Source organism: Bacillus cereus group sp. MYBK216-1 (genome assembly GCF_051916495.1).
Lineage (GTDB): Bacteria > Bacillota > Bacilli > Bacillales > Bacillaceae_G > Bacillus_A > Bacillus_A thuringiensis_K.
On sequence record NZ_JBQAGT010000004.1, the window covers coordinates 663,116 to 676,382 of the forward strand.

Here is a 13,267-nt window from a genome sequence, read left to right on the forward strand (position 1 = left end):
ATGACTCAATATACGCCTATGATACAGCAATATTTAAAGGTTAAGGCAGATTATCAAGATGCCTTTTTATTTTTTCGCTTAGGCGATTTTTATGAAATGTTCTTTGAGGATGCTGTAAAAGCAGCTCATGAACTTGAAATTACATTAACGAGCCGAGATGGCGGTAGTAGTGAACGTATACCAATGTGCGGTGTACCGTATCATGCGGCTAAAAACTATATTGAACAACTTGTTGAAAAAGGATATAAAGTAGCTGTTTGTGAGCAAGTAGAAGATCCGAAAACAGCTAAAGGTGTAGTACGTCGTGAAGTAGTACAATTAATTACGCCAGGAACGATGATGGAAGGGCGTACAATTGATGAGAAAGAAAACAACTTCTTAGCTGCATTAACACATTTTGAAGATGGATCATATGCATTAGCTTGTAACGACTTAACGACTGGACAAAATACAGTAACGTTATTGACTGGTTCAGTAGAAGATATTTTATTAGAAGTGTATGCAACTGGTTCGAAAGAAATTGTTGTTGATTCTTCATTTTCTAAAGATGAACTAAACAAGTTAACTGAAACATTGAAAATGACGATTTCGTATGAAGATGCAACGGCAATTCCGGAAGGATTAGAACATCTTGTGAAAAATGTTTCACAAGCAAAATTAATTAAAGCAGTTGGACGTTTATTTAACTATGTAATAAGAACGCAAAAACGTTCTTTAGATCATTTGCAACCAGTAGAAATTTATTATACGAATCAATTTATGAAAATTGATGTACATTCAAAGCGAAATTTAGAACTGACAGAAACACTTCGAACGAAAGAAAAAACAGGATCACTATTATGGTTATTGGATAAGACGAAAACAGCTATGGGTGGTCGTATGTTAAAACAGTGGATGGAACGTCCACTTATACAGAAAGAAAGAATTGAAGAGCGTTTAGAAATGGTTGAAACGTTTGTAAATGATTACTTCTTACGTGAAGATTTAAAAGAAAAGTTAAAAGAAGTATATGATTTAGAACGTTTAGCAGGAAAAGTTGCATTTGGTAACGTAAATGCAAGAGACTTATTACAATTAAGACGTTCATTACTTCAAGTACCAGCTATTTTAGAAGCAATTAGTTTGTTAGATAACGCTTATGCATCGAGATTAATTCAAGGTGCAGATCCATGTGAAAGCTTAACAGAATTACTAGGAAGAAGTATTCAAGAAAACCCACCGCTTTCGATTAAAGATGGAGATATTATTAAAGATGGTTATAATGACAAGCTTGATCAATATCGTTACGTTAGTAAAAACGGGAAAACGTGGATTGCCGAGCTTGAAAAAAGAGAACGTGATATTACTGGAATTAAATCGTTAAAAATCGGATACAACCGTATTTTCGGTTACTACATTGAAGTAACGAAAGCGAATCTTGCAGCACTTCCAGAAGGTCGCTATGAGCGTAAACAGACGCTTGCTAATGCTGAACGTTTCATTACAGATGAACTGAAAGAAAAAGAAACGTTAATTTTAGAAGCTGAAGAAAAGATTGTACAGCTAGAATACGATTTATTTACAGCACTTCGTGAAGAAGTAAAAGTATTTATTCCGAAATTACAACATTTAGCGAAAGTAATTAGTGAATTAGACGTACTGCAAAGTTTTGCGACAGTTAGTGAAGAAGAACAGTTTGTAAAACCTGTACTGACAACAAAGCGCGAAATCTTTATTAAAGATGGTCGTCATCCTGTCGTTGAAAAAGTATTGAACGGGAAATTGTATGTACCGAATGATTGTATTATGCCAGAGAATATGGATGTCTTTTTAATTACAGGGCCGAACATGTCTGGTAAAAGTACGTATATGAGACAATTAGCACTTGTAACGGTTATGTCGCAAATCGGTTGTTTCGTACCAGCAACAGAAGCAGTATTACCTGTATTTGACCAAATCTTTACGAGAATTGGTGCAGCAGATGATTTAATTTCAGGTCAAAGTACATTTATGGTCGAAATGTTAGAAGCGAAAAATGCAATTGCAAACGCATCTGAAAGAAGCTTAATTTTATTCGATGAAATTGGACGCGGTACATCTACGTATGATGGTATGGCACTTGCACAAGCGATTATTGAACATATTCATGACCAAATTGGTGCAAAAACGTTATTCTCTACGCATTATCACGAATTGACGGTGTTAGAAGAGAGTTTAGATCAACTGAAAAATGTACACGTTTCAGCAATTGAAGAGAATGGAAAAGTAGTATTCCTTCATAAAATTCAAGATGGAGCAGCTGATAAGAGTTACGGTATTCACGTTGCGCAACTTGCGGAGCTTCCAGATAGCTTAATCGCTCGTGCGAAAGAAGTGTTAGCACAACTAGAAGGACAGGAAGAAATTATTATTCCAAAGCGTACAGAAGTGAAAGTACAAGAAGTTACTCCAGATGCTGTAGTTGTAAAAGAAGAACCAGTAGAAATACAAGAGACGAAAGTAGAGGCTGAAGAAGAATCACAACTATCGTTCTTTGGCGCAGAGCAGTCTTCGAAAAAACAAGACAAGCCAGTTCTAGATGCAAAAGAAACGGCAGTACTTGCGCAAATTAAAAAAATTGATTTACTTGATATGACACCTTTAGAAGCGATGAACGAATTGTATCGCTTACAGAAAAAGTTAAAGAAAGGATGAGTAAGTAGATGGGGAAAATTCGCAAACTCGATGATCAACTCTCTAACCTAATTGCGGCAGGGGAAGTAGTAGAGCGCCCTGCTTCAGTCGTAAAAGAACTTGTGGAAAATTCTATCGATGCGAATAGTACATCTATTGAAATCCACTTAGAAGAAGCTGGGTTATCGAAAATTCGTATCATTGATAACGGTGATGGTATTGCAGAAGAAGACTGTATCGTCGCTTTTGAACGTCATGCAACGAGTAAAATTAAAGATGAAAACGATTTGTTCCGCATAAGAACACTCGGTTTCCGCGGTGAGGCATTGCCGAGTATTGCTTCAGTTAGTGAATTAGAATTAATTACTAGCACAGGTGATGCGCCTGGTACACACCTTATTATTAAAGGTGGAGACATTATAAAGCAAGAGAAGACTGCGAGCCGAAAAGGAACAGATATTACAGTACAAAACTTATTCTTTAATACTCCAGCACGTCTTAAATATATGAAAACCATTCATACAGAGCTCGGAAATATTACAGATATCGTGTATCGTATTGCAATGTCACATCCAGAAGTATCGTTAAAACTGTTTCATAATGAAAAGAAATTGCTTCATACGTCAGGTAACGGTGATGTAAGACAAGTACTTGCATCGATTTACAGTATTCAAGTTGCGAAGAAGCTTGTTCCAATTGAAGCCGAATCTTTAGACTTTACAATTAAAGGCTATGTAACATTACCAGAAGTAACGAGAGCATCTCGTAATTATATGTCAACAATTGTAAATGGTCGTTACGTTCGAAACTTTGTATTAATGAAAGCAATTCAGCAAGGGTACCATACATTACTGCCAGTTGGCCGGTATCCAATTGGCTTCTTATCGATTGAAATGGATCCAATGCTAGTTGATGTTAACGTACATCCAGCGAAATTAGAAGTTCGTTTTAGTAAAGAACAGGAATTACTAAAGCTGATCGAAGAAACATTGCAAGCGGCATTTAAAAAAATACAGCTTATTCCAGATGCAGGTGTAACAACGAAGAAAAAAGAAAAAGACGAAAGTGTGCAAGAACAGTTCCAGTTTGAGCATGCGAAGCCGAAAGAACCATCTATGCCGGACATCGTTTTACCGACTGGCATGGATGCAAAACAAGAAGAACCAGAGGCTGTAAAACAGCCAGCGCAGCTTTGGCAACCACCGAAGCAAGAATGGCAACCACCACAGTCACTCGTGAGAGAAGAACAAAGTTGGCAACCATCCACTAAACCGATAATTGAAGAGCCAATTCAAGAAAAGAAATCGTGGGACAGTAACGAAGAGGACTTTGAACTAGAGGAATTAGAAGAAGAAGTTCGGGAAATAAAAGAGATTGAAATGAACGGGAATGACTTACCACCGCTTTATCCAATTGGACAAATGCATGGAACATATATTTTCGCTCAAAATGATAAAGGCTTATATATGATTGACCAGCATGCCGCGCAGGAACGTATTAATTATGAATACTTTCGTGATAAAGTAGGAAGGGTAGCGCAAGAAGTACAAGAATTACTTGTACCGTACCGCATCGATTTATCTCTTACTGAATTTTTACGTGTCGAAGAGCAACTAGAAGAACTAAAAAAAGTTGGTCTATTCTTGGAGCAATTTGGCCATCAATCCTTTATCGTCCGCTCGCATCCAACGTGGTTCCCGAAAGGACAAGAAACAGAAATTATCGATGAAATGATGGAGCAAGTTGTTAAACTAAAAAAAGTTGATATTAAGAAGTTACGTGAAGAAGCAGCTATCATGATGAGCTGTAAAGCATCCATTAAAGCGAATCAATATTTAACGAACGATCAAATATTTGCTTTACTGGAAGAACTACGTACAACAACAAACCCGTACACATGCCCGCACGGAAGACCAATTCTTGTGCATCATTCTACTTATGAGTTGGAGAAGATGTTTAAGAGGGTTATGTAGAGTGAATAAAATTATATTTCAAAAGGGAGCAACATTTACTGTTGCTCCCTTTTCATATGTAGATTTAATTGTTAAACGAAAATATGGTGGAGTAATTTTACAGTTTATTTCTTGGTTGCGTTAGCTTAAATTTATCTATGTATAAAAAAGCGCTGTATACAGCACTTTTTAAAAGGTGCATGAATTGTCTAATAAAGATTTCTACATTACTAACCAAATAACTATGCATGGTTAAATGTTGCTTCTTATTTGGCTAATTGTTATAAGGGTCTATACAATTATTTATTTTTATTATTATTGATTTTTTCAGTGTATAGAACTTGCTCTTTATAATGCTTCTTAATTGGGAAAGTATGTGTACCAGAGCCGTTCTTGAATTTTTTATCAATGGGGTTCTTTAGAGGAACTGTTGTAGTTTCAGTAAATTCATATGGGTAGTTTATTTTAGATTTATCTTCAAACATGAAAATGCCTCCTTTTAGGATTTCCTAAATTCTTTACTATAACATGATATGCATATAGATTTTTTTTGGACTAGTTATTTATATAGGTTAATGGAATTTAATTACATAACTACTGAAACATTTTAAAGGAAAACAATTTGAGAAAGAAATGGTATGAATAGATGTTGGCTCCTATTGTTGTTTTTTTGTTTGACAGCACAGTGAATTATGCATATAAATTCGTTATAGATTGTTTTTATAATATGGTTTATATGGGGTTTTCCTGATAATATAATGTGGAATATTATAGTGTTATTAGGTTATTAGGAACATTTAATGCTGTTTCATAACTGAAAGGGAATTGAAAAAAAACTGAAATTTTTCTCATAAAAATTCAATCTAACTTGAAAAATGAAAGGAAAATGAAATTTTCCAAAAGATATTCTTTGTTAAGATAAAAAGCATACATACAAAAAGTACTGATATATCTTAAAAATGTATTTTCAAGATATAGTGGGGGAAAAGATGAGATTAGAAAAACAATTAATAAAAAAGATGTATTATGAGACATTCCTAATGGAGAATGAAACAAAGCCAACTCTTGACGTACTTGGACAAGCTTATGTAAACGAAGAAAAAAATGAGATTTCTGATGGGTCTTATATTCGTTTTGCGCAAGGTGAATTTTATTATCGTCATCAAGATTTTGAAGCAGCTATTTTTAAATGGGAGAAGGTTAGTAATGAATTAGCACCATGGGCACAAAAAAATATTGCGGATGCTTATTTTGAACTTAATCAGTTATCATTTGCTGAAAACATTTATACTTCTATTACTACTGATAATAAAATATTGATGACCGAAATTAGGCTACAATTACTTTCTCTTTACATTGAGCAAAATAATTTTGACTCAGCTTTCGGTGTTATTAAAGAAGCAGTTTCTTTAAATCCTGATTATCCGAATGTAACAAAAATTGCCCGTTCCTTTTATGAGGAACAACAAGATTTTGATAGTGCAGTAGAGCTTGCTGTGAATGAGTTAATTCGAATAGAATCGTATCCGTGGTTTGAGGTGTTAAAAGGATATATCGATAAAGGATTTACTAAACATATTTCACCAGATTATTTTTATGATGCATTAGTTACATTAAATAATGTAGATCAAGTACAATTTACGCAAATGGTTTCATCACTTTGGAACAGTTATAGAAATGAACAAAATTACTTATTATGGCTTAATACAATAAATGAATTTTTCTTACATATTGAAATACAATCGTCTGATATATGGAACAAAGTTTCTGCACTTTACGAAGAAACGTACTTTGCATTAATTCAAGGTCAATATACGCTTAGACAATTAAACGATATCATACCAAATCTGTTAGCAAACTGGTTAAAGGTAGTCAATCCATCTTATGCTGTATTTCCATCTGCAGCTGTATTGGCATGGGATGAGATTTTCCCTTCCAAAATAGATTCAGCAAATATAGAACATGCGGAAAACTTACTGTCACATTCTATTAATCATGTAAATGGCTTAGAGTACAGCTTACACCTTTTTGAATCTATTACACAGTGGGCACAAAAGCAGAATATAGAAATAGGTCACCGATTTAAATGGTTAGTTGACGAGCTCGCAGATTTAAGAACAAATCGTATTTTAGTAACAGGAACTTCAGGGAACGGAAAAACTACATTTATTAACTCTATATTAGGAGAAAATATATTAGAAAAATCAATTTCAAATGTAGTAGTTTTAAAAAATGATGCTCATACAGAAATTAATGCCATAACAGACTCTGCAATTACAACAACGGAAGATGTCTCTGATTACTATAATATGATGTCTCAACACCATCAAACATATAGAGATAGAGCATGTGTTGAATTTAAATTACCATGCAGATTTTTAAATGAAAATAAACTTACATTTGTAGTGACACCTGGCTTTAATAGGAATAACGACACTAGAGATGAAATATTCGAATATTTGAATTCTGTAGACGAATTACTATTCGTATTGAATGCGGATTCACCTTTTACTGACAAAGAACGTGACATTCTATTAAGCATTCAAGAACATACACCAAATTTACAAATTCATTTCTTATTAAATAAAATCGATAACATATACAGTGAAGCAGAAGTGAAAAGAGTATTATATGATACGCAAGCGAGAATAAACACATATTTCCCGCAAGCGAGAATTTTCCCTTACTCTTCGCTATATACAAGTAGTCAACAATTAAATGATTTAACTGAGTTTATTCATTTTAACTTTAATCATAAAAATATGGATGCAGAACGTACTGAAAAGCTATTGTTCTTCATTCGAAAAACAATTACATATCTTTTGGATAAACGCGTTGAGAAAGAAAATAATTTAGTGGATGCGATTAATTGGAATGAAGATATGCTAGTGAAACTAAACGGTAGCATTAATAACCTTACTACATTTGAGAGGGAAAAAATTCATTTCATTACACAATCATATCGTTCAATGAAGACTGAAATTACAAATGATCTTACCGAAAATATTCCGAAGATATTAAAGAGCTGTTCTAATTTAATTAGTGAAGAAAGTGATTTCGGACACATGGATACGGAACTAAATAAAGCAATGAATGAAAGAGTGCATAAATATTTAGAACAAACTGTATTACCTAATCTTGCTCTTTCTATGCAAAATTGGATTGCAACTTCTAATAATGAGCTTCTTCAAAGTCAAACGTATTTAGAAGAACTTAGTGAAGGGCTTAATTCACTATTTGGAGAAAATAAAATACAGTTAGAATGTGACTTTAAAGTGCTTGATGACTGGCGCAGAGATACTGACAGGATGACGACTAGAATACAAATGGATGAAGTAAATATTTTACGTCGATTTACGCCAGCACAATTTTTACTAAAAAGTGCCGGTAAATTATTTGGAGTTCTTCCTAAAAATAAATCTATGCTATATAACAAATATAAACAGTATGTAGAAAATGAAGATTATACTGAAGTAACGGCTTCTATTATGAAGAAATTTTTCTTGCAATTTGAGCTGTTTGAAAACACACAAGAGCGAGATATTAATATATTCTTTAGGAATTCATTTAACTCCTTAAAGCAAGCTGTAGAAAATACGCAATTAGAAATACAAGAAAAACAAGAGATGTTACATAAAATGAAATCAAATCCTGAAGTTTATCATGATTCTATCATGCTCTTTGAATTGAGATTGCGTCAATGTGAAGTAATTTTAAATATAGGTAATGATAATACCTATACAGATGTAGCTTTAGAAACAAGTGTAGAATAAAAGTAAAAGGGAGCAACTGTAATAAGTTGCTCCTTTTTCATATAGATTATTTTTCTGTTTCTTTAATTTTAGTTTGTACTTCGCCAGTTTTAATTTTATTGCTTTCTGAGAAACGTAATAAATCGCCTTCAATAATTTTGTCAGACATTCGTAATTCATTTTGTGCACGTTTAATGAGGGCTTGAGCTTCTTTTTTTGGTAAATCCACAATTTCACCCGTTATACGGTCGTAGAAAGTGTTGTTTTTGTATGCATACTTATCTGTAACGAAGCTACCATCACGTAAAACAACAAAGCCAGTATATTCATCTGAAAACATATCATGGCCAAAACGGATATCATTCGTAAAATCAACACCTAATAAATTTAGAATAGTAGGCTTCATATCGATTTGTCCCGTAGGCTTTGAAATAGTTTGACCTTCTGTTTGTCCAGGAATATGAATATATAAAGGTGTACGTTGTAAATTTAAAGTGTCAAATTCTGTTATTTGATCTTTTTCTAAAAACTGTGCCATTGCACGATTATGTTTTTCGGAAATGCCATAATGATCACCGTATAACACAATAATAGAATTATCGTAAAGCCCCTCGGCCTTTAGACGTTCAATAAATTTTTTTATGGATTCGTCTAAGTAACGTGCTGTTACGATGTAACGATCAAATACGCCATTACCAGAGTTGTATGGTTCAATGAATTTTGTATCTTCATCATACGTAAATGGATAATGGTTTGTTAAAGTAAGGAAACGAGCATAGAATGGTTGATTAACAGTTTTTAATATATCTACTGATTGATCAAAGTATTCGATATCTTTTAATCCCCAATTTAAATTTGTTTCTGGCGTGATTTTGTAATCAAGTTCATTATAGTAACGGTCATAACCAAGAGCGGAGTACATAATATTACGATTCCAAAATGTTGCGTTATTCGCATGAAATACAGAAGTGAAATAACCTTGCTGACGTAAAATTTCTGGAGTTGCAGTATAATCATTGTTACCGTGTGTAAAGAATACAGCTCCTCGATTTAATGGATACAACGACGTATCGATTAGAAATTCAGAATCAGATGTTTTCCCTTGACCAGTTTGATGGAAAAAGTTATCAAAGTAATAACTTTCATTTATGAATTCATTTAGGAATGGTGTAACTTCTTGCCCGTTCACTGATGCGCCTATTAAGAAGGTCTGCAAGGATTCAAGAGTGACGACAATTACGTTTTTTCCTTTCGCTGCACCAAACATATTAGGGTTTGGCTCGCTTTGGTTTGCTTTTACGTAGTTTTCAGTTTCTTGTAATTTACTACTATCAGCAAGTGCTTTTTGTGACCCAGCTTTTACTTGCAGTGTTAAGTCGTATACTTGGTGAGTATATAAGCCTAAATTTTTGACAAGCATGACTCGGTCGAATGATCTTGTTAATAATTCAGGGCGCTCTTTTTCTGCAAGATGTAGATTTGCAAAGAATACACCAATCGTTAAAAGAAAGTATAACAAGCGCGTAGAATGAGTTACACGTTCTGTTTTAAAGACCAATGATTTCTTTTTTAATAGAATAAAGAAGAAAACAATGTCTACGAATGCGAGTATAATTTTGTAGTTTAATATTTCTATAATACTGGCGCCTAATTGGCCAAAGTTTGAGGTTTGTCCAAGTACTGGTAATGTAACGAAATCACTATAAAAATCATAGAACATTACATTTCCAACAAGCACGATTGTTAATAAGAAATTAATACAGAGCGCTATATAATTTCGCTTTTCACCAGTTGCAAATAATGCTAATCCAATAAATGCTAATGATGCGGCTAGAGGGCTAATAAACAAAATGAGCTCTTGCGTTGAAGACTCGATTTTTAAATCAAAACTGAATCGCGTAATAAGATATGTTTTTAACCATACTGCTAAAGCCATTATTATAACAAAACTTATATTTTGCATTTGTAAATTTATTTTGTTATTCATTTTTACACCTTCTTTATATAATTTATTTAACTAAAGTTATATATTATGTTTTTATAACTATTAGAGTGTAATGAACCATTTAGACTTTGTTTTCTAAAGGGAATAATTTGAAGTATTCATATATATACAATGGGGATTTTTAAAGCGTAGTAGCATAAATATAACTCTTTTTGAGAAACGGGCAGAACAAGTCATAGTTGTAGTGAAATTGACTTATAGACATCCTATCATATTAAACACTATGATGATGTTACAAAATATCGAACAAATAAAGGTGAAAATGGATAGAGACTTTTAAAACTGTTGACATTCAATTTATTAGAATTGAATGCCAATCGTTTTAATTATACAGTTATATTACACATGTATTTTGTAAAATCCCGATTTTTTGTCGGTTAATCATTAGCTGGGAAGGATAGGGGGCTTATTAATATACTTTTACTATATGTAAGTAAAGTGTTTTGAAATTGAAAATATTTGACTGACATTTTAATGATAGAAATTAAATGTCAGATAAGTACTTTCCAACATACAGACCACTTGCAGCTGCTTGAGATAATGAATGCGTAACGCCTGAACAATCTCCAATTAAAAATAGCCCATGTATACTAGTTTCAAAATGATTATTAATTCTTATCGTAGGAGCATAGAACTTTCCATCAATTCCATATAGTAAAGTATGTTGATCGATAGGCTCTTGTATAAATTGTTCTAAACGGAATAAAAATTCTTTGAGCCCTTCAATATATAATTGAGGGATTTCTTGATTCAAATCTCCATAATCCCCCTGTAGTGTAGGCTGTATACGATTATGTTCCATGCTGTTTTCCACCGTAGGTTGTTTCTTTAGTAAGTCCTCTAAGCGCTGTATAACAATCCGATCTCGTCCTTGGTTAATGCCTTTAATAATTGAACTTGCGTATACATTTGCTTCTTTGAGAGTTGGAAAATAGCGAGGAATAAATAAAGTGAAATTTAGGTTAGAAGTGCCAGTTCCGTGTTCTCGAAAATTTTGACCGTCAGGCATAACTAAACCTTCTTCGTACTTTCGAATGATGCGTCCCTTTGGATTCATACAGTAAGTAGTTGCTGTGAAATGCTCACCTTGATAAGAAAGTTTTGTTTCAAAAGTATCTTTTAATATAGAACGTAATTGATGTTCTTTCATTTCTACTCTAATTCCTAAATCTACACGTGTTTGCTTCTGAGAAATATTTAGGGAACTGCACATTTCTTTTAACCAATCGGCCCCAGAGCGCCCAGTTGCAAATACTAGTTGCTTAGTTTGAACTGTTCCTTGATTTGTCTCTATTGTAAAATAATCTTCCTGTTTCAGAATATGTTGTACATCTATATGAAATTGGATCTTTATTTTCGTAAGTAAAAAGTCATAGAGCTGCTGAAAAATATTACTGGAAAGTGTAGTACCAAGATGTCTTACTTCTGTTGTTAGTATTTGTAAACCACACGCTTCAGCTCTCTTAGTGAGACTTGAATTTTCAGTAGAATATTTTGAAACCGAACTTCCACCAAACTGACATAGAATTTCATCTACTTCAGCCATGAGTTGTATAAAGCCCTCTTTACCGACTTTTTGCTCAAGTTCTCCGCCAAATCCGTTTGTATAATTAAATTTCCCTTCAGATTTTCCTAAACCACCAAACCCGAAATATTTATCACATGTAGTACAATTACACGCCTTTCCTTCGTCTAACGGACAATGGCGTTCTTCTAGCGCTTTACCTTTATCAAGAATTAAAACTTTTTTGTTACTTTTAGCTAGTGAATAAGCCATAAAAATGCTACTTACTCCAGCGCCGATAATCGTAACATCATACATATTCTTCCACCTGCTAACGAATAGTTTGTTTTTTATTTTTCTAGTGTATAACAATTTTATGAAGTTAAGAAATAGCTTTTATTAATAAAGTGAGAGTTTTTGAACTTGATGCTTTATTAATTTCTACGAGTGGTGGAGTAAATACAAAAATTTTTATTTGAAAGAAGAAACAGTTTAAAAAATAACTATGTCATATGATTAATAACATTTTACATAGAAAAAAACAGACCTTTTAAGTGAAGAGGTCTGTTAATGATTTTAAATCTTATTTAGCAAAAACATGGTTACCGATTACTGCTACTGTTTGACGTGTCGTAATCCACTTGTCTGTTGATGTTTTTGGATTGTAGAAATAAAGCCAGTCAGAATGTACTCCATTTGTGGAGATAGCCTCTTCTACAGCCATTTTTGCTTCTGCGCTCGCAGGCTGATTAATTCTTCCATCTGTAACAGGAGTAAATGCATATCCGTATTTAATAGGTTCATAAATAACGCCTGTTATTGTATTTGGAAAACCTTTTGCATTCACACGATTTAGTATAACTTTCGCTACTGCTACTTTTCCTTTATAGGATTCGCCACCTGCTTCAGCGGTAACTAAGCGTGCCATTAAGTCTTTTTCTTTTTGTGAAATGCTTGAGTTGATTTTTAAATGTTGTCCTGTATAAAGCTTATTTCCGACTGTATTGTTAATTTGTTTTATAGATTGGACAGTGACATTGTAACGCTTTGCTATCGATTCTAATGAATCTCCCGGTTGTACTTGATAAATAATTTGTCCAGAAATGTTCGCAGGCTTGGCGTTTTGAGGAACAGTGATTTCATTTGATTTCACGGACCCTGGAATATGTAACTGTTCGCCAATAAATGTTTGATCGTTTCCTTTATTATTAGCCTGTTTAATGGATTGTATTGAAACTCCGTATTGTTTGCTAATGCCCCAAAGTGTATCGTTCTTTTTTACTGTATGAATGGTAGAAGCTTCAGCTGTACTTTGACTACATACGAATGTAATTGCAGCCGCAGATAAAGGGATTATATGTTTGATTTTTAGTAATTTCATTGTAAATCCTCCTAAGAAAAA

7 protein-coding genes are annotated in these 13,267 nt (G+C 33.4%); 3 read left to right on the forward strand and 4 right to left on the reverse strand.

Annotated elements, in window-relative coordinates; genetic code table 11:
* On the forward strand, positions 1–2,673 hold the full coding sequence (gene mutS / locus ACTFRH_RS17980; RefSeq protein WP_000196024.1) for a DNA mismatch repair protein MutS: 2,673 nt from the start codon (positions 1–3) through the stop codon (positions 2,671–2,673).
* 8 nt (positions 2,674–2,681) lie between these two features.
* Entirely contained in the window at positions 2,682–4,625 is a 1,944-nt protein-coding gene (gene mutL, locus ACTFRH_RS17985; RefSeq protein ID WP_000516462.1) for a DNA mismatch repair endonuclease MutL, read from the forward strand.
* Positions 4,626–4,903: 278 nt separating this feature from the next.
* On the opposite strand, the gene ACTFRH_RS17990 is transcribed toward mutL, so the two are convergent.
* Positions 4,904–5,089: a hypothetical protein gene (locus ACTFRH_RS17990; RefSeq protein WP_000461135.1), complete on the reverse strand. Its 186-nt coding sequence runs from the start codon at positions 5,087–5,089 to the stop codon at positions 4,904–4,906.
* Between the two features lie 504 nt (positions 5,090–5,593).
* Here ACTFRH_RS17990 and ACTFRH_RS17995 point away from each other — a divergent pair.
* Positions 5,594–8,377, forward strand: a complete 2,784-nt coding sequence (locus ACTFRH_RS17995) for a dynamin family protein (RefSeq protein WP_001235315.1) — start codon at positions 5,594–5,596, stop codon at positions 8,375–8,377.
* A 46-nt stretch (positions 8,378–8,423) separates the two neighbouring features.
* On the opposite strand, the gene ACTFRH_RS18000 is transcribed toward ACTFRH_RS17995, so the two are convergent.
* The 3 genes from ACTFRH_RS18000 to ACTFRH_RS18010 form a co-directional block, all read right to left on the reverse strand.
* Positions 8,424–10,343, reverse strand: coding sequence for an LTA synthase family protein (locus ACTFRH_RS18000; RefSeq protein ID WP_001060334.1), 1,920 nt, complete (start codon positions 10,341–10,343; stop codon positions 8,424–8,426).
* 502 nt (positions 10,344–10,845) lie between these two features.
* Entirely contained in the window at positions 10,846–12,183 is a 1,338-nt protein-coding gene (locus ACTFRH_RS18005) for an NAD(P)/FAD-dependent oxidoreductase (RefSeq protein WP_000272415.1), read from the reverse strand.
* Between the two features lie 265 nt (positions 12,184–12,448).
* Positions 12,449–13,246: a cell wall hydrolase gene (locus ACTFRH_RS18010; RefSeq protein WP_000771012.1), complete on the reverse strand. Its 798-nt coding sequence runs from the start codon at positions 13,244–13,246 to the stop codon at positions 12,449–12,451.
* Positions 13,247–13,267: the final 21 nt, after the last annotated feature.

Bases quoted from the DNA above. Each gene is read 5' to 3' on its own strand.
- mutS (WP_000196024.1), top strand. From the start codon at position 1: ATGACTCAATATACGCCTATGATACAGCAATATTTAAAGGTTAAGGCA.
- mutL (WP_000516462.1), top strand. From the start codon at position 2,682: ATGGGGAAAATTCGCAAACTCGATGATCAACTCTCTAACCTAATTGCG.
- ACTFRH_RS17990 (WP_000461135.1), bottom strand. From the start codon at position 5,089: ATGTTTGAAGATAAATCTAAAATAAACTACCCATATGAATTTACTGAA.
- ACTFRH_RS17995 (WP_001235315.1), top strand. From the start codon at position 5,594: ATGAGATTAGAAAAACAATTAATAAAAAAGATGTATTATGAGACATTC.
- ACTFRH_RS18000 (WP_001060334.1), bottom strand. From the start codon at position 10,343: ATGAATAACAAAATAAATTTACAAATGCAAAATATAAGTTTTGTTATA.
- ACTFRH_RS18005 (WP_000272415.1), bottom strand. From the start codon at position 12,183: ATGTATGATGTTACGATTATCGGCGCTGGAGTAAGTAGCATTTTTATG.
- ACTFRH_RS18010 (WP_000771012.1), bottom strand. From the start codon at position 13,246: ATGAAATTACTAAAAATCAAACATATAATCCCTTTATCTGCGGCTGCA.